This window comes from Streptomyces sp. R-07, assembly GCF_049913175.1.
Lineage (GTDB): Bacteria > Actinomycetota > Actinomycetes > Streptomycetales > Streptomycetaceae > Streptomyces.
In genome coordinates, this window is the sequence record NZ_CP183978.1 from 5338530 (window position 1) to 5355665 (window position 17136).

At 71.3% G+C, this 17136-nt stretch carries 17 protein-coding genes; 8 read left to right on the forward strand and 9 right to left on the reverse strand.

The window, feature by feature from the left end:
* The first annotated feature begins 34 nt into the window (after nt 1–34).
* Genes ACN9M0_RS24580 through ACN9M0_RS24590 form a run of 3 tightly spaced genes read left to right on the forward strand, consistent with a single transcriptional unit; the run spans nt 35 to nt 3456 of the window.
* Complete coding sequence (locus ACN9M0_RS24580) at nt 35–1057, forward strand: carbohydrate ABC transporter permease (protein ID WP_366040952.1); 1023 nt, start codon at nt 35–37, stop codon at nt 1055–1057.
* Complete coding sequence (locus ACN9M0_RS24585) at nt 1054–1923, forward strand: carbohydrate ABC transporter permease (protein ID WP_399696110.1); 870 nt, start codon at nt 1054–1056, stop codon at nt 1921–1923. Before ACN9M0_RS24580 ends, ACN9M0_RS24585 begins: the two co-directional genes overlap by 4 nt.
* 9 nt (nt 1924–1932) lie before the next feature.
* Nucleotides 1933–3456: a glycoside hydrolase family 3 protein gene (locus tag ACN9M0_RS24590; RefSeq protein ID WP_426404199.1), complete on the forward strand. Its 1524-nt coding sequence runs from the start codon at nt 1933–1935 to the stop codon at nt 3454–3456.
* 63 nt (nt 3457–3519) lie between these two features.
* On the opposite strand, the gene nagB is transcribed toward ACN9M0_RS24590, so the two are convergent.
* Together nagB and ACN9M0_RS24600 are read right to left on the reverse strand one after the other, a co-directional pair.
* Entirely contained in the window at nt 3520–4305 is a 786-nt protein-coding gene (gene nagB / locus ACN9M0_RS24595; protein ID WP_426404200.1) for a glucosamine-6-phosphate deaminase, read from the reverse strand.
* 271 nt (nt 4306–4576) lie between these two features.
* Entirely contained in the window at nt 4577–5341 is a 765-nt protein-coding gene (locus ACN9M0_RS24600) for an SDR family oxidoreductase (RefSeq protein ID WP_399696109.1), read from the reverse strand.
* A gap of 84 nt (nt 5342–5425) precedes the next feature.
* Here ACN9M0_RS24600 and ACN9M0_RS24605 point away from each other — a divergent pair, with 84 nt between their 5' ends.
* Together ACN9M0_RS24605 and ACN9M0_RS24610 are read left to right on the forward strand one after the other, a co-directional pair.
* Nucleotides 5426–6022, forward strand: a complete 597-nt coding sequence (locus tag ACN9M0_RS24605; RefSeq protein WP_399696108.1) for a TetR/AcrR family transcriptional regulator — start codon at nt 5426–5428, stop codon at nt 6020–6022.
* A gap of 427 nt (nt 6023–6449) precedes the next feature.
* The gene (locus ACN9M0_RS24610; protein WP_366040054.1) at nt 6450–7916 is read left to right on the forward strand and encodes a sensor histidine kinase; all 1467 of its coding nucleotides are present in this window, start codon (nt 6450–6452) and stop codon (nt 7914–7916) included.
* Nucleotides 7917–8076: 160 nt separating this feature from the next.
* Here the strand turns inward: ACN9M0_RS24610 and ACN9M0_RS24615 are convergent, their stop codons facing one another.
* Both ACN9M0_RS24615 and ACN9M0_RS24620 read right to left on the reverse strand, forming a co-directional pair.
* On the reverse strand, nt 8077–8334 hold the full coding sequence (locus ACN9M0_RS24615; RefSeq protein WP_003953983.1) for a WhiB family transcriptional regulator: 258 nt from the start codon (nt 8332–8334) through the stop codon (nt 8077–8079).
* Between the two features lie 318 nt (nt 8335–8652).
* Nucleotides 8653–9621 carry a diacylglycerol/lipid kinase family protein gene (locus ACN9M0_RS24620; protein WP_366040048.1) on the reverse strand — a complete coding sequence of 323 codons (969 nt, stop codon included), beginning with the start codon at nt 9619–9621 and terminating at the stop codon, nt 8653–8655.
* A 95-nt stretch (nt 9622–9716) separates the two neighbouring features.
* Between ACN9M0_RS24620 and ACN9M0_RS24625 the strand changes: the two genes are divergently transcribed.
* Nucleotides 9717–10163, forward strand: a complete 447-nt coding sequence (locus tag ACN9M0_RS24625; protein WP_366040047.1) for a hypothetical protein — start codon at nt 9717–9719, stop codon at nt 10161–10163.
* A 6-nt stretch (nt 10164–10169) separates the two neighbouring features.
* Here ACN9M0_RS24625 and ACN9M0_RS24630 read toward each other — a convergent pair whose 3' ends face one another.
* The 3 genes from ACN9M0_RS24630 to ACN9M0_RS24640 form a co-directional block, all read right to left on the reverse strand.
* Complete coding sequence (locus tag ACN9M0_RS24630; RefSeq protein WP_399696107.1) at nt 10170–11198, reverse strand: RNA polymerase sigma factor SigF; 1029 nt, start codon at nt 11196–11198, stop codon at nt 10170–10172.
* Nucleotides 11195–11608: an anti-sigma regulatory factor gene (locus tag ACN9M0_RS24635; protein WP_015036094.1), complete on the reverse strand. Its 414-nt coding sequence runs from the start codon at nt 11606–11608 to the stop codon at nt 11195–11197. Before ACN9M0_RS24635 ends, ACN9M0_RS24630 begins: the two co-directional genes overlap by 4 nt.
* Nucleotides 11609–11932: 324 nt before the next feature.
* On the reverse strand, nt 11933–12193 hold the full coding sequence (locus tag ACN9M0_RS24640; RefSeq protein ID WP_329851676.1) for a UBP-type zinc finger domain-containing protein: 261 nt from the start codon (nt 12191–12193) through the stop codon (nt 11933–11935).
* 39 nt (nt 12194–12232) lie between these two features.
* Between ACN9M0_RS24640 and ACN9M0_RS24645 the strand changes: the two genes are divergently transcribed.
* Nucleotides 12233–13825, forward strand: coding sequence for a Na+/H+ antiporter (locus ACN9M0_RS24645; protein WP_366040045.1), 1593 nt, complete (start codon nt 12233–12235; stop codon nt 13823–13825).
* On the opposite strand, the gene ACN9M0_RS24650 is transcribed toward ACN9M0_RS24645, so the two are convergent.
* Complete coding sequence (locus tag ACN9M0_RS24650; RefSeq protein WP_426404201.1) at nt 13822–14727, reverse strand: 1-aminocyclopropane-1-carboxylate deaminase/D-cysteine desulfhydrase; 906 nt, start codon at nt 14725–14727, stop codon at nt 13822–13824. The genes ACN9M0_RS24645 and ACN9M0_RS24650 overlap by 4 nt on opposite strands.
* An 84-nt stretch (nt 14728–14811) precedes the next feature.
* Nucleotides 14812–15402 carry an N-acetylmuramoyl-L-alanine amidase gene (locus tag ACN9M0_RS24655; RefSeq protein ID WP_426404202.1) on the reverse strand — a complete coding sequence of 197 codons (591 nt, stop codon included), beginning with the start codon at nt 15400–15402 and terminating at the stop codon, nt 14812–14814.
* Nucleotides 15403–15656: 254 nt separating this feature from the next.
* On the opposite strand from ACN9M0_RS24655, the gene ACN9M0_RS24660 reads away from it, so the two are divergent.
* A complete protein-coding gene (locus ACN9M0_RS24660; RefSeq protein WP_366040043.1) occupies nt 15657–17072 on the forward strand; it encodes a family 2B encapsulin nanocompartment shell protein in 1416 nt (471 codons plus the stop codon).
* The last annotated feature ends 64 nt before the right edge of the window (nt 17073–17136 follow it).

The following is a 17136-nucleotide window of genomic DNA, read 5'->3' on the forward strand; positions in this document are numbered from 1 at the left end:
GCGCGGGAGCCCCAGAACCGCGAGGAATAAGACCATGACCGTGGACTCCCAGGGGACGGCGACCGCCGGTCCCCAGGACGCGCCCGGGAGGGCGGCAGGGAAGTCTCAGACTCCGCCACCCTCTTCGGGCCCGAAGGAAGTCCTTCAGCCTCCACGCGGCAGACGCTCCCTGCCCAGCGGGGTGCTGCCCTACCTGCTCGTCGCGCCGGCCCTGCTGTCCATGGCGGTGCTGCTGCTCTACCCGCTGATCCGCAATGTGATCCTCTCCTTCCAGCAGCTCAACCGGAAGGAGTTCATCACCCGCGAGACGGTCTGGACGGGCTTCGACAACTACACCGAGCTCCTCGGTGACGCGGACTTCTGGACCGTCGTCGTCCGAAGCGTCGTCTTCACCGCCGTCAACGTCGCCCTCATCATGGCGATCGGCACGGGCATCGGCCTGCTGCTGAACCGCCTCGGCAAGAAGATGCGACTGGTCCTCTCGCTGGCCCTGATGTTCGCCTGGGCCATGCCGATCGTCGCCTCCGTCACCGTCTTCCGCTGGCTCTTCGACGAGCAGTTCGGTGTCGTGAACTGGCTGATGCGCACGCTGGGCTTCTCGGGCTACGACCAGCACAACTGGTTCGAGACCGGCTTCTCCACCCTGGTCATCGTCCTGATCCTGCTCGTCTGGGGCTCCGTCCCGTTCGTCGCCCTCAACATGTACGCCGGCCTGACCACGATCGGGTCCGAGCTGTACGAGGCCGCGAAGATGGACGGCGCCAGCGGCTGGCGCACCTTCTGGGCCGTGGTCTTCCCGAACCTCAGGTCCTTCTTCATGATCACGACGTTCCTGGAGATCATCTGGATCTTCAAGGCCTTCGCCCAGGTCTACGCCATGAACCTGGGTGGTCCCGACCGCGGTTCCGAGACGCTCCCCGTCTTCGCCTACATCGAGGGCGTCGGCCAGTTCCACTACGGTGTCGCCGCCGCCATCTCCATCCTTACGATCGTGATGCTCATCGCGGTCATGTCCTTCTACTTCCGCCTGATCCTGAAGGAGGAGGAGGAGCTGTGAGCGCCGCCACCACCCGGACCCCGCAGAAGCTGCGCACCAGGAAGCCGCTCACGGTCGGTGCGGTCGCCAAGAACGTCGGCGCCCTCCTGATCGCGGTCGTGTTCGTCTTCCCGGTCTACTGGATGTTCGCGTCCTCGCTGAAGCCGCAGCACGAGATCATGACGAAGGATCCGGTCTTCGTCTTCACGCCGACGTTCGAGAACTACAAGACCGCCACGGGCGTCGACCTGTTCTGGACGTACGTCACCAACAGCCTCATGGTCACCATCGGGGCCGTCCTGCTCGCCCTGGTCGTCGCCCTCGCCGCGAGCTTCGCGATCGCCCGCCTCAGGTTCAAGGGGCGCAAGGGCATCGTCCTCATCGTGATGATGGCGCAGATGGCCCCCTGGGAGGTCATGGTCATCGCGATGTACATGATCTCGCGTGAGAACGACCTGCTGAACAGCATCCCGATGCTCACGCTCATCTACTTCGTCATGGTCCTCCCCTTCACGATCTGGACCCTGCGCGGCTTCATCGCCGCCGTCCCGGTCGAGCTGGAGGAGGCCGCGCAGATCGACGGCTGCACCCGGGGCCAGGCCTTCCGCAAGGTGATCTTCCCGCTGCTCGCGCCCGGCCTGATGTCGACCTCGCTCTTCGGCTTCATCACCGCCTGGAACGAGTTCGCCATGATCCTCATGCTGAACAAGGACAAGGAGTCGCAGACCCTGACGCTCTGGCTGACCCAGTTCCAGACCGCGTTCGGCAACGACTGGGGCGCCACCATGGCCGCCTCCACGCTCTTCGCCCTCCCCGTGCTCATCGTCTTCCTCTTCCTCCAGCGCAAGGCCGTCGGCGGCATGACCGCCGGCGCGGTGAAGGGATAACGGCTCCCCATGACCACACTCGTACACGGCTCGGACACCCTGACCCGTGACGCGCTCACGGTCCTCCAGCCCGGCTTCGTCGGCACCACCGCCCCCGACTGGCTGCTCCGCCGCATCGGCGAGGGCCTGTCGTCGGTCGGCCTCTTCGGCCGGAACATCGTCGCCCCCGAGCAGCTCGCCGCGCTGACCGCGCAGCTGCGCGCCGAGCGGGACGACGTCCTCGTCGCCATCGACGAGGAGGGCGGGGACGTCACCCGCCTGGAGGTCAAGCAGGGCTCGTCCTTCCCCGGCAACTACGCGCTCGGCAGCGTCGACGACGTCGAACTCACCCGGGCCGTCGCCCGCGAGCTCGGCCGCCGGCTCGTGCAGTGCGGCGTCGACCTGAACTGGGCGCCCTCGGCGGACGTGAACTCCAACGCCGAGAACCCGGTCATCGGCGTCCGCTCCTTCGGACCGGACCCGGACCTGGTCGCCCGGCACACCGTGGCGTACGTCGACGGCCTCCAGGGCGTCGGGGTCGCGGCCTGCACGAAGCACTTCCCCGGACACGGCGACACGAACGTGGATTCCCACGACGCGCTGCCCCGGATCGATGTGGACCTCGCCACACTGCACGCCCGTGAGCTGGTGCCTTTCCGCGCGGCCGTCGCCGCGGGTACCAAAGCGGTCATGAGCGCGCATATTCTGCTCTCCGCGCTCGACCCCCACCGTCCGGCCACCCTGAGCCCGCAGATCCTCACCGGTCTGCTGCGCCAGGAGCTGGGCTTCGAGGGGCTGATCGTCACCGACGGCATGGAGATGCAGGCCGTCGCGGCGACGTACGGCATCGAGCGCGGATCCGTCCTCGCGATCGCGGCGGGCGCCGACGCCATCTGCGTCGGCGGCGGGCTGTGCGACGAGGACACCGTGCTGCAGCTGCGCGACGCGCTGGTGAACGCGGTACGGACCGGTGAACTGCCCGAGGAGCGGCTGGCCGACGCCGCGGCGCGCGTGCGCGCCCTGGCGGCATGGACCCAGGCGCACCGGGCCAGGGGGGCTGGATCGGTGCCGGGCGCGGCAGTGCAGGAGGGGACCGCGCCCGGCACCGACATCGGACTCGTGGCGGCCCGCCGGGCCCTCAAGGTGACCCGGGGGGAGCACCCCCACACGCCGATGGCCGGCGCTCCCTACGTGGCCTCCTTCACCCCGGTCGCGAACTTCGCGGTCGGCGACGAGACGCCCTGGGGCGTCGCGGCCGAGCTGGAGCGCCTGCTCCCCGGCACGGAGACCGGCTCGTACGACGAGTCGTCCGTGGACGCCGTCCTGGCCGCCGCGGGGGAGCGGCGGATCGTCGCGGTCGTACGGGACGCCCACCGGCACCCGTGGATGACCCGGGCCCTCGACGGCCTGCTCGCGGCCCGCCCCGACACCGTCGTGGTCGAGATGGGCCTCAACGAGGCGGAGCCCCGCGGGGCCCTGCACATCGCGACGCACGGCGCGGCGCGGGTCTGCGGCCGCGCGGCCGCCGAGGCCGTCGTCGGGACCGGTTCCTGACGGGACGGACGTACGGAGAAGGGCCCGGCACCTGAACAGGTGCCGGGCCCTTCTCCGTACGTCCTAGATGCCCTGCCAGGCGGGCTTGTTCGCGAAGGTGTGGCGGAAGTAGTCCGCGAGCTTCAGCTTGGAGGCGGCGGCCTCGTCCACGACGACCGTGGCGTGCGGGTGCAGCTGGAGCGCGGAGGCCGGCACGAGCGCCGCCACCGGGCCCTCGACGGTCTGCGCCACGGCCTCGGCCTTGCCCTCGCCGGTGGCGAGCAGCACCAGGTGACGGGCCTCCAGGATGGTGCCGATGCCCTGGGTGATGACGTGGTGCGGCACCTGCTCGATGTCGTCGTCGAAGAAGCGGGCGTTGTCCACGCGGGTCTGCTCGGTGAGCGTCTTGATCCGGGTGCGGGAGGCGAGCGAGGAGCACGGCTCGTTGAAGCCGATGTGCCCGTCGGTGCCGATGCCGAGGATCTGCAGGTCCACGCCACCGGCCTCGGCCAGCGCCCTGTCGTACGCCTCGCAGGCCGCCAGGACGTCCTCGGCGGAGCCGTCGGGGCCCATGAAGGCCTCGGGGGAGAGCCCGAGCGGCTCGACGACCTGGCGGAGCACGGTGGAGCGGTACGACTCCGGGTGCCCGGCGGGCAGGCCGACGTACTCGTCCAGCTGGGCGATCCGCGCCCGGGAGGCGTCCACGGCGCCGGCGGAGACCTGGGCGACAAGGGCGTCGTAGATCGGGATCGGAGTCGAGCCCGTGGCCACGCCGAGCAGCGCGTCGGGCTTGCGGCGCAGGAGGTCGGCGATGCCGTCCGCGATGAGCTCGCCGCCCGCCTTGGCGTCCTTGACGATGACAACTTCCACGCTGTGCCTGCCGATCTGGTGAGGGGCTGCTGAAGGACCGTGTGGTATAGACCAATCTAGGTCCAAATCTAGCAGAGGGGAGGCCTTCCCCTCATGCCGTTCCGCCCCGCGGACGGCACCGCCTCCATCGTCGGCCGCACCCGTCCCCCCAGCCACTCGAACCCCAGGAAACCGGGCCCGGCAGTCCCGCACCAACCGCCCCCGCCGGCCCGCAGCGGTCGCCCCCCGACCGCCCCCGCCGGCCCGCAATGACCGCCCTCGGCGGGTCCGCTCAGGCCAGCGAGCCTCCCGTCACGTCGATCCAGTCGCCCGTCACCCAGCGCGCGTCGTCGGAGGCCAGGAAGGCCACCACGTCCGCTATCTCCGGCGGCGTCCCGACCGCGCCCAGCGTCGCCATCGCCGCCGCCCCGGCCCAGGCCTCCTCGTTGCCCCGCAGCCACCCGGCGTTGATGTCCGTGTCCACGATCCCCGGCGCCACCGCGTTGACCGTGATCCCGCGCGGGCCGAGCACCTTCGACAGATAGCGGGTGAAGACGTCGAGGGCGCCCTTCGACATCGCGTACGCGATCAGGTCCGGCATGGCCGCCGCCCTGCTCAGGCCCGTCGAGATGTTGATGATCCGGCCGCCGTCCCGCAGCCGCTCCGCACCCAGCTGCGCCAGGAAGAAGGGCGCCTTCGTGTTGACCGCGAAGATCCGGTCGTACTCCTCGTCATCGATCGTCGCGAACGGCTGCGACGCCCCGATCCCCGCGTTGTTCACCAGGATGTCCAGGCCGTCCGCGTGCGCGTCGAAGGCCCGCCACAGCGCCGCCGCGTCCCCCGGCACCCCCAGCTCCTGGCCCAGGGCGAAGGCGGAACCCCCGGCCGCCTCGATCGTGGCGACCGTGTCCTTCGCCGCCCCCTCGTTCGTCCCGAAGTGCACCGCGACCCGCGCGCCCTCGCGGCCGAGCCGCTCGGCGATCCCCCGTCCGATGCCCCGGCTGCCGCCTGTGACCAGTGCCGTCTTGCCTGCCAGCTTTCCGTCGAGCACGCCCATGGCGACGCCCCCCTCATTTCTGTAGCGGTCGTTACGCAAAGACCGTACCCCATGATCCGTAGTGGCCGCTATAGAATTCACTCCATGGTGACGAGACAGCGCGGCCGCCCCCGCTCCTTCGACCGGCTCACGGCCCTGGAGCAGGCGACGATGGCCTTCTGGGAGCACGGCTACGAGACGACCTCCGTCTCCGACCTCACCCGCGCCATGGGCATCAGCGCGCCCAGCCTCTACGCGGCCTTCGGCGACAAGAAGACGCTGTTCGAGGAGGTCGTCGAGGCGTACGCCCTCAGTTACGGGGCCTACGGCAGCCGCGCCTTCGCCGAGGAGCCGACCGCCCGCGCCGCCCTGGGGCGCATGCTGCGCGAGGCCGCCGTGCTCTTCACGGAGTCCGGGCACCCGCACGGCTGCCTGATGATCTCCGCCGCCGTGAACTGCTCGACCCCCGAGGTCGAGGAGGCCCTGCGGGCCCGGCGGAACAGCAATCTGGCCGCGTTCGAGGACCACATCCGGCGTGACGTGGAGACGGGCGAGCTCCCGCCGGACACCGACCCGCGCACACTGGCCCGCCTGACCGGCGCCGTCCTCCAGGGCATGTCCCTGCAGGCCCGCGACGGGGCGACGGCGGAGGAGCTGACGGCGGTGGCGGAGGCGGCGATGCGAGCCTGGCCGACGCCCTGAGGAGGGGGAGGGGAGGGGGGAGACCCCGGAAAAGCCCCGGAAGAAGCCCCGAATGAGCCCCGGAGGGGATCCAGGAAAGGCCCGGAGCGCACCCGCAGAGCCCCCGGAAACACCCGCGGGCCGCGGCGCCTGGCGGGACCCTCAGCCCGCCCGGCACCGCAGCCCGGAGCTTCCCGGCCGGGGGTGTGCGGTCCCTCGGCCGTGTGGGAGGTGCCGACGCAGTCAGGGCAGAGAGCGTCGGGTACCTCGTTCCATCCTCCTGTGCGGGGAGGATGGAGGTTCTGTTGCATTCATTGTGGACTAGACCATTCTTGTCTGTCCATCCACAGGAACGCGGTGTTTCCGGGCCCATCCTCCAACACGGAGCCCCGGAGATCCAGGTTCACCGCCCCTGCAATTCCGCAGGTACGCTCGCACCGTGCCCTCCATGAACGACCTCGTCCGCCAGCACACCGCCCTGAGCGACTCCGACCTCGAGTGGCTCCACCTGCTGGTGTCGGAGTGGCAGCTGCTCTCCGACCTCTCCTTCGCCGACCTCGTCCTCTGGGTCCCGACCCTCGACGGCACGCGGTACGTCTCCGTCGCCCAGATGCGGCCCAACACCGGCCCCACCTCCTACCAGGACGACATGGTCGGCCATCTGGTGCCGCGCGGCCGGCGCCCGCTGCTCGACGCCGCCCTCGACGAGGGCCGGATCGTCCGCGAGGGCGACCCGGAGTGGCGCGAGGAGGTCCCGGTGCGGGTCGAGTCCATCCCCGTGCGCCGCGAGGGCCGGGTCCTCGGCGTGATCGCCCGCAACACCAACCTGCTGACCGTCCGCACCCCCTCCCGCCTGGAGCTCACCTACCTCCAGTCGGCCTCCGACCTCGCCCAGATGATCGCCGCCGGAACGTTCCCCTTCCCCGGCGAGCAGGTCGACATGGACTCCTCGCCGCGCGCCGGCGACGGCCTCGTCCGCCTGGACGCCGAGGGCGTCGTCCAGTACGCCTCGCCCAACGCCCTCTCCGCCTACCACCGGCTCGGCCTCGCCGCCGACCTGGTCGGCCAGCACCTCGGCCAGATCACCGCCGAACTCGCCCCCTCCCGCGGCCCGGTGGACGAGGCCCTGGTCAAGCTGGCCTCCGGCTACGCGCCCCGCGAGTTCGAGGTCGAGGGCAACGGCGGGGTGATCCAGCTGCGGGCGATCCCGCTCAGCCCCAAGGGCACCCGGATCGGCTCACTCGTCCTGCTCCGCGACGTCACCGAACTGCGCCGTCGCGAGCGCGAGTTGATCACCAAGGACGCCACCATCCGGGAGATCCACCACCGGGTGAAGAACAACCTCCAGACGGTGGCCGCCCTGTTGCGGCTCCAGGCCCGACGGATGGACTCCGACCAGGGCCGCGAGGCCCTCAACGAGGCCGTGCGGCGCGTCGGTTCGATCGCCATCGTCCACGAGACGCTGTCCCAGAACCTGGACGAGCGGGTGGAGTTCGACGAGATCGCCGACCGGGTCATCGCGATGGTCGCCGAGATCTCCCCGGGCAAGGTCACCTGCCGGCGCAACGGCCGCTTCGGCATCCTCGACGCCGAGGTCGCCACCCCGCTCTCCATGGTCCTCACCGAGGTCCTGCAGAACGCCCTCGAACACGCCTTCGCGCAGGGGGAGCAGGGCACGGTCGAGGTCAGCGCCGTCCGTGGCGAGACCCGGTCGGACGCCCGGCTCCTGATCACGGTCCAGGACGACGGCCGCGGTCTGCCCGAGGGATTCGACCCGCAGCGGGCCGGCAACCTCGGCCTGCAGATCGTACGGACCCTGGTGGAAGGGGAGTTGGGCGGTTCCTTCGACATGCTGCCGGGCGCCGTGCGCGGCACGAAGGTGGTCCTCGACATTCCCGTACAGCCGCAGAAGTAAGCGCCGCGGAAAAGAGACAGGCGCGCACAGCAGCGAGCCCCGGACCGAAGGGAATCGGTCCGGGGCTCGAATGCTGTGGGTTACTGCTGCGCGCTGCGGCTCGGGGGCGGTGATTGCGTACGCGGTGTACGCGCCGCGTGCCTCAGGCTGTGCAGGTGGCTCAGGCGCTGGCGTTACGCGCCCGGTTGCGAGCGGCACGGCGCTTCATCGCGCGGCGCTCGTCCTCGCTGAGGCCACCCCAGACGCCGGAGTCCTGGCCGGACTCGAGCGCCCACTGCAGGCACTGCTCCATGACGGGGCAGCGGCGGCAGACGGCCTTGGCTTCCTCGATCTGCAGCAGCGCAGGACCGGTGTTGCCGATGGGGAAGAACAGCTCGGGGTCTTCCTCACGACAAACGGCGTTGTGACGCCAGTCCATGGCTGCTACCTCTCTCAGTGTTACGTGCGAGTTGCTTGTGAATGTGAACGCTTTCACGAATCCCCCCGCAAGGGAAGGGCCGACTGCCAGCTGAACTGGTGTGGTCCTTGTTACTGAGGAGGGGTTCTGGCTCTCAGTGGAGGCCGGTGTTGCGGGCCGTCCCGATCGCCAAGAAGAGACTCCCAAACCCCAGCAACGGATACAACCCCTTCCGGAAAGTTTTTTTTGATTCCTCGGTGTCGGCTAGGTCACAGCCGTACTTCTAAGGGGTGGATGCGCGCCTAAACGTTCGAGTGAAAGGACTTTGGGCCCTTCCACTCACACAATCACACGCAGTGCACGGCGTACGCCTGTGAACGTCACGCTCGTACGCAGTCCGAGGTGGTCTCCGTCCATCTGCAGGGGGAGGGGAACCTTCGAATGCAAGGTGAAGTCGGTCAGGTCGTGCAGAGATACGGCGTGCTTGCCGCGCGGACCCCGCTCGGGGGTCGAGGTGAGCAACTGGGTGCCGTAACGGGCCACCGCCGGGGTGGAGAGCCGGCGCAGTCCGAGCACGTCGAGCGCGGTCTCGAAGGAGGCCTCCGGGGACGCGTACACCGGACGATTGCCCAGGTAGGTCCAGGGGGAGGTGTTGCAGATTATGGAGAGGACGAGATCCTCGACCGGCTCCGCGCCGGGCCGCTCCAGGGTGATCGTGCCGTGCCGGCGGTGCGGCTCCTCCAGGAACTGGCGCACCACCTGGCGCAGATAGAGGGCGTGCGTCGACCTCTTCCCGCGCTCGCGCTGCTGTTCGACCCGGCCGATGACGCTCGCGTCGAAACCGAGTCCGGCGCAGAAGGTGAACCAGCGTTCGGGCACGGCCTCGTCCTCGGTGCCCGGCGTCCCGGACGCGAGCCCGAGGCTCACCGTCCGTGTCCGCCGCTCACGCAGCGCGTCGAGCAGGGCGCCGGTCGCCTCCACGGCGTCGTTCGGCAGTCCGAGGGCGCGGGCGAAGACGTTGGTCGAGCCGCCGGGGACGACCGCGAGGCTCGGCAGCCGCTCCGGATCCGGCCCGTCGTGGAGCAGTCCGTTGACGACCTCGTTCACCGTGCCGTCCCCGCCGAGGGCCACGATCAGGTCGATGTTCCCGGCGTCGGCGGCCCGCCGGCCCAGGTCGCGGGCGTGCCCGCGGTACTCGGTGGTGACGGCCTCCAGCTTCATCTCGCTGGCCAGCGCGTGGATGAGCACGTCACGGGTGCGGGCACTGGTGGTGGTGGCTGCCGGGTTGACCACGAGAAGTGCGCGCATGAGCGCCAGCGTACCTACCCGGCGGTACCTATCCCAGCCCAGCCTGCCCGATACCGGACCCCTCGCCCCCGGTGCGCCCCGGCTACCCTGCCCCCATGAGCGGTACGGAGCAGACAAGCACGGAACAGGGCGGCGGCACGGAGCAGGGGTCCCGGCCCACCCGTCTCGCCGCGGCGGCGGCCGTCGCCGGCATCGAGGCCCTCGGGCTCGTCGCCGGCGGTGTGTACATGCTGGTGGGCAGCCTCACCGACGGCGGCGACCTCACCAGCGGTCTCACCGGAGCTCTGACGCTCGTCGCGCTCGGCCTGATCCCGCTCGCCGCCGCCCGCGGCCTGTGGCTGCGCCGCTCGTGGAGCCGGGGCCCGGCCGTCATCACCCAGATCCTGGCCCTGCCCGTCGCCTGGCAGATGCTCCAGGCGAACAGCGCGATGATCCCGGCCGGCATCGTCCTGGCCGTCCTCGCCGTGACCGGGCTCGTCCTCCTCGTGAACCCGGCCACGACCGAGGCGCTCGGCATCCGGCGCCCCGGCCAGGAGGCCTGACGGGGATCACTCCTCGACGAGGAGCTTCTCCCGCAGCTGGGCGAGCGTCCGTGCCAGCAGCCGGGAGACGTGCATCTGCGAGATGCCGACCTCCTGCGCGATCTGCGACTGGGTCATGTTCCCGAAGAAACGAAGCAGCAGGATCCGCTTCTCCCGGGGCGGCAGGTCCTCCAGGAGCGGCTTGAGCGACTCGCGGTACTCGACCCCTTCCAGGGCCTCGTCCTCCGCGCCCAGCGTGTCCGCCACCGCCGGCGACTCGTCGTCGGTGTCCGGGACGTCCAGGGAGAGCGTCGAGTAGGCGTTGGCCGACTCCAGACCCTCCAGGACCTCCTCCTCCGAGATCCCGAGCCGCTCCGCCAGCTCGTGCACCGTCGGCGAGCGGCCGTGCTGCTGCGAGAGCTCCGCCGTCGCCGTGGTCAGCGAGAGCCGCAGCTCCTGGAGCCGGCGCGGCACGCGGACCGCCCACCCCTTGTCACGGAAGTGGCGCTTGATCTCGCCGACGACCGTCGGGGTCGCGTACGTGGAGAACTCCACCCCGCGCTCCGGGTCGAAGCGGTCGACCGACTTGATCAGGCCGATCGTCGCCACCTGCGTCAGGTCGTCCAGCGGCTCGCCGCGGTTGCGGAAGCGCCGGGCCAGATGCTCCACCAGCGGCAGGTGCATGCGCACCAGCCGGTTGCGCAGCTCCGCCTTCTCCGGGGAGCCCTCGGGCAGCTCGCGCAGCTCGACGAAGAGGGCGCGGGCGCCGCTCCGGTCGTGCGGGTCCGGAACGGCGGGGGCGTCAGGGCCCTCGTCGTCCTCGTCGCCGTCCTCGGCCTTCTCCGCCACCCGGGCCGCCTCGGCCTCGTCGGCGGTCCGCGCCTCGGGAGCCTCGGGGGAGCCCTCGGAACTCGCGGGGGCCTCGGAGACTCCCGGTGTCTCGGGAACCTCGTGGTGCTGCTCGTGCTCGCTCATCTGGTCCGCCTGCTCCGTAGCGACCCTGTTCGGCCGCGCCTGCTGCTCAGGGATGCCGGCCGTCGCGTCCCCGCTCCTCACGCCGGGCCTGGCCCCGCGCCGCGCTGTTTGTACAGGCTGATCGAGACCGTACGGTCCTCGGCCACCGACGACTCCACCTTCCCGGCCAGCGCCGACAGCACGGTCCACGCGAAGGTGTCCCGCTCGGGCGCCCTGCCGTCAGTGGTCGGGGCGGAGACCGTCACGTCGAGGGAGTCGTCGACCAGCCGGAAGACACAGCTGAGGACGGACCCCGGCACGGCCTGCTGGAGCAGGATGGCGCAGGCCTCGTCGACCGCGATCCGCAAGTCCTCGATCTCGTCGAGGGTGAAGTCCAAGCGCGCCGCGAGGCCGGCCGTGGCCGTACGCAGCACGGACAGATAGGCACCCGCAGCGGGCAGCCGGACTTCCACGAAGTCCTGGGTCCCGGGCTCGCCTGCGATCTGGGACACCCTCACCTCCAAGGTGGCACAAGCTCATTCGGGGCTCGGGGGAGAGGCCCCCGAACCGGGCGGTACGCAGGGAGCCTGCGCGGTCCGCCGTGACGCTATCGCGATCCATCCTGCCGTGTCGCCGTGAGCCCCGGAGACCTCCTGAAGACTGAGGGTTCCCCGCTCCCGCCCCCGGCAGCCGCGGGAGACCCGCGGAGGGGTGACGTACCCAGCGTCCGGGCGATCGAACCGTCCGTGACCGCACCGGCCGTCCGCGCCCGCGCGCACGACCCGTGACCGCACCCGCCGTCCGCGACCCGCACCGGCCACCGGTCGTCCGCGCCGTCAGACGATCGAACCGTCGACGAAGCACCAGCGCCAGGCCTCGCCCGGCTCGAAGGTCCGCATCACCGGATGCCCGGTCGAGGAGAAGTGCCCCGTCGCGTGCCGCCCCGCCGAGGAGTCGCAGCAGCCCACGTGCCCGCAGCTCAGGCAGAGCCGCAGCTGGACCGGGTGCGTGCCGTCCGCCAGGCACTCGGGACAGGTGTCGGCCAGCGGCGCCGGTTCGGGGCGCGGCATTTCGGCTACGTGCGGGCACTCGCTCATGATGGCCAGGTTACGTTGCGGCACGGGACGGGGTCGGGGATGGACGCACTACAACTGGTGGCACTGGTGGCGGCGAGCGCCGCCGTGGCCGGGTTCGCCCGCAGGACGCCGGTGCCGGCCCCGCTGCTCCTGGTCGCCGTCGGCCTGGCCGCCTCGTACCTCCCGGGGGTTCCCGACTACACCCTCGACCCGCACATCGTGCTGCCGCTGATCCTTCCCCCGCTCCTCTACACGGCCGCCGTCGACTCCTCGTACCTCGACCTGCGGGCCAACATCCGGCCCGTCGCGCTGCTCTCCGTCGGGTACGTCCTCTTCGCCACCGTGGCCGTGGGCTGGCTCGCGTACGTCCTCGTGCCCGACCTGCCGCTCACCGCCGCCCTGGTGCTCGGCGCCGTGATCGCCCCGCCGGACGCGGTCGCCGCCACCGCCATCGCCCGCAGGCTCGGTCTGCCGAACCGCATCACCACGATCCTCCAGGGCGAGTCCCTCGTGAACGACGCCACCGCGATCACCGCGTACAAGGTCGCCCTCGCGGCCGCCGTGGGCGAGGGCATCAGCTGGGCCGGCGGCCTGGGGGAGTTCGCGCTCGCCGCGATCGGCGGCATCGGCGTCGGCCTGATCCTCATGGTCCCGATCCACTGGCTCCGCACCCATCTGCGCGAGGCCCTCCTCCAGAACACCCTCTCCCTGCTCATCCCGTTCATCGCGTACGCCGCCGCCGAGGAGGTCGGCGCCTCCGGCGTGCTCGCGGTCGTCGTGGTCGGCCTCTTCCTCGGGCACAAGAACTGGAAGGTCGACTTCGCCACCCGACTCCAGGAGGAGGCCGTCTGGAAGATGGTCGCCTTCGTCCTGGAGTCCGCCGTCTTCGCCCTGATCGGCCTCCAGCTGCCGTACGTCGTCAAGGGACTCGGCCGGTACGGCATGGGCGAGGCGGCCTGGTACGCGGTCGGGGTCTTCGTCGCCGTGGTCGTCGTCCGGTTCGTCTGGGTCTACCCGGCGACCTTCCTGCCCCGCTGGATGTCCGCGCGGATCCGGGAGCGGGAGCCGGAGGTGGACTGGAGGGCGCCGCTCGTCGTCGGCTGGGCCGGGATGCGCGGCGTCGTCTCCCTGGCCATCGCCTTCTCCATCCCCGTCGTCACCGACGGGACGGAGTTCCCGGCCCGGAACCTCGTCCTCTTCCTCACCTTCACCACCGTGATCGGCACCCTCGTGGTGCAGGGCCTCACCCTGCCGCCCCTGATCCGGCTCCTGAAGCTCCCCGGACGGGACCGGTACGCCGAGACCCTGGCCGAGGCGCAGGCCCAGAGCGAGGCCTCGCGGGCCGCCGAGGAACGCCTCGACGCGCTCCTCACCGACGAGCGCAACGCCCTGCCGAAACCCCTCGCCGACCGGCTGCGCACGGTCCTGGAGCGGCGCCGCAACGCCGTGTGGGAACGCCTCGGCGCGGTCAACGAGATCACCGGGGAGACCGCGGACGACACCTACCGGCGTCTCTCGCGCGAGATGATCGAGGCCGAGCGCGAGGTCTTCGTACAGCTGCGCGACGCCCGCCGGATCGACGACGAGATGATGCGTACCCTGCTCCGCCGCCTCGACCTGGAGGAGGCCGCGGCGTTCCGCGAGACCGACTAGTCGGCGGCGGCCTCCGGCGCTCCCGTGATCACCGCCGCGAGCCGGGTGCCGGCCGGGAAGGCGCCCTCCTCCGCGAGGGTCGTCAGGCCGTACAGCATTTTGGCGACATACAGCCGCTCGATGGCGAGTCCATGCCGCGCCTCGAAGTCCTGTGCGAACTCCTCCAGGACGGGGGGTACGCGCGCGTAGCCCCCGCAGTGGAAACGCTCCTCCAGCGCCCAGTCGCCGCGCGGGCCGCCGAAGGCCGCCTCCTGGAGCGCGCGGACCTCCCCGCCGAGGAAGCCGCCCTTGAGCACCGGGACGCCCAGTGCCTGCTGCCCCGGGGAGAGCCCGGCCGCGAGCCCCGCCAGGGTGCCGCCCGTGCCGCAGGCGACCGCGACCGTGTCCGCCGCCCCGGCGAGCTCGCGGCCCAGCTCCAGGCACCCGTGGACGGCGAGCGCGTTGCTGCCGCCCTCCGGCACCACGTACGCGCCCGCGGGGGCCCGCTCCAGGAGCGCCGCGAGCGTTCCGGGGTCGCTCTTCGCGCGGTACGTCGCCCGGTCCACGAACTCCAGCCGCATCCCGTCCGCCGCGCACCGCGCGAGGGAGGGGTTGAGCGGGCGCCCGGCCAGCTCGTCGCCCCGGACCACCCCGACCGTCGGGAAGCCGAGCAGCCGCCCTGCGGCGGCCGTCGCCCGCAGGTGGTTGGAGTACGCGCCGCCGAAGGTGAGCACGGGCCGGCCGGCCGCCTCGCGCAGGTTGAGCGCGAGCTTGCGCCACTTGTTGCCGGGCAGGTCGGGGTGGATGAGGTCCTCGCGCTTCAGCAGCAGCGTGAGACCGCGCCGGGCGAAGCGCTCGTCCTCCACCGGCTCCAGGGGCGAGGGGAGCCGGGGCCGCAGGCGGGAGAGGTCGAACGCGTTCACCCGGCCATTCTCGCCGCCCTCCCGGGGGCCGGCACAGCAGGTTGGTGCGGCCCGGGGGCCGGCACGGCAGGTCGGTGCGGCAGGTCAGCGCAGCAGGTCGGCGATGCGTTCCCGCATCGACGCCATCGTGAACCCGCGCGGGTCCACCTTCCCCGGCTGCCACTCCAGATGACCGATGACCGAGCGGTGCGTCCAGCCGTGCACCCGGCACAGGGCGGCCGCCGCCTTCGCGATGGCCTCCAGCTGGACCTTCGGCCAGGGGTCCTCGCCGTCCCCGAGGTTCTCGCACTCGAAGCCGTAGAAATGCCGGTTGCCGTCCGTGGTGGCCTCGTCGTCCGGTGGCAGCCGCCGCTCGGCGATGACCGCCCGGAGGACCTCGTCGTCGCCGAGCCCCGCGTGGTTGGCGCGACCGTAGCCGACGAGGTGGACCGTGCCGTCCTTGGCGATCACGCCGTGGCACAGCGGCCCCGGCAGGGCCTCGTAACCGTCCCGGCAGATCCGGACGGTGTTGGCGGTGCCGCGGGTCACGGTGTGGTGGATCAGCACACCGTTCACCGGGCCCCAGGGGCCCTTGTGGTTGCGGTTGTGGGTGGTCCAGTCGCCGACCTGGACGACCGCGAGGCCCTCGCCGCGCAGCGCGCGGAGGAACCTGTTCGCGGACATGGGTGTGGCCATGACCGACTCCTTCCGGAGGACGGGGTGAGCCTCCGGAGTACCGGAGTCCGCCGCTCCGCCGCCATCCGTTCGGACCGTGTGCGAGCCGATCCGGACAGAACGTCAGGAGACGGGTGGGGCTGCGCTGTTCGGATGGAAATCACGTGACATGCCCCGAAGATCGTCGAACAGTCCCACCCGAATGTGTAATGGCGCCGACACGCTCAGTGCTGAAAGGCTTCCTCTCGCAAGTCAGTCATACGAGAGGGAGTTCCATGTCCGTTGGTTCGGTTGGCGACGAGGTCCTCGCGGGGCAGCAGGCGCCGCAGCAGAGTCTCGGCACCGCCGCCGCGCGGAACCTCGCCACGACCACCAAGTCGGCTCCGCAGATGCAGGAGATCACCTCCCGGTGGCTGCTGCGGACGCTGCCGTGGGTCCAGGTGCAGGGCGGCACGTACCGGGTGAACCGGAGGCTCAGCTACTCCGTGGGTGACGGCCGCGTCACCTTCGTCCAGACCGGAGAGCGCGTCGCGGTGATCCCCGCCGAACTCGGCGAACTCCCCGCGCTGCGCGGCTACGAGGACGAGGGCGCGCTGGCCGAGCTCGCGGCCCGCTGCACCCAGCGGGAGTACGCGGCGGGCGAGGTCATCGCCGTCGCGGGCGCCCCCACCGACCGGGTGTACCTCCTCGCGCACGGCCGCATCGAGCAGATCGGCGAGGGGCCCTACGGCGACGAGGCCGTCCTCGGGGTCCTCGCCGACGGCGCCTACCTCGGCGAGTCCGCCCTCGTCCGCGAGGACGCCACCTGGGACTGGACCGCCCGCGCCGCCACCGCGTGCACGGTGCTGGAGCTCACCCGGGACGACGTACGGAACCTCGCGGAGCGGGCCGGCTCGCTCGCCGCCCACCTCTCGGGCGTGGCGTCGATGCCCGACCAGCGCACCAACACCTACGGCGAGGCCGCCATCGACCTCTCCGCCGGCCACGTCGGCGAGGCGGTCGTCCCGCACACCTACGTCGACTACGACGCCTCGCCCCGCGAGTACGAGCTGAGCGTCGCCCAGACCGTGCTGAAGGTCCACAGCCGCGTCGCCGACCTCTACAACCAGCCGATGAACCAGACCGAGCAGCAGTTGCGGCTCACGGTCGAGGCGCTCCGCGAGCGCCAGGAGCACGAGCTCATCAACAACAAGGAGTTCGGCCTCCTCTCCAACTGCGACTACGGGCAGCGGCTCCAGCCGCACGACGGCGCCCCCAGCCCGGACGACATGGACGAGCTGCTCTCCCGCCGCCGGGGCTCCAAGATGTTCCTCGCCCACCCGCGCGCCATCGCCGCCTTCGGCCGCGAGCTCAACAAGCGCGGACTGGTGCCCGAGACCATCGAGATCGCGGGAAACCGCATCCCGACCTGGCGCGGTGTGCCGATCTACCCGTGCAACAAGATCCCGGTCTCGGACGCCCGGACCACCTCGATCATCTGCATGCGTACGGGCGAGGCCGACCAGGGCGTGATCGGTCTGCACCAGACCGGCCTCCCCGACGAGATCGAGCCCAGCCTCTCCGTCCGCTTCATGGGCATCGACGAGCAGGCGATCATCTCCTACCTGGTCACCGCCTACTACTCGGCGGCCATCCTCGTCCCGGACGCGCTCGGCGTCCTGGAGAACGTCGAGGTCAGCCGCTGGCGCTGAGCCGCCGGCGCCCGGGGGCGGGCACCGAACCCGCCCGCCCCCGGGCGCTCCCCGGCCCGTCACG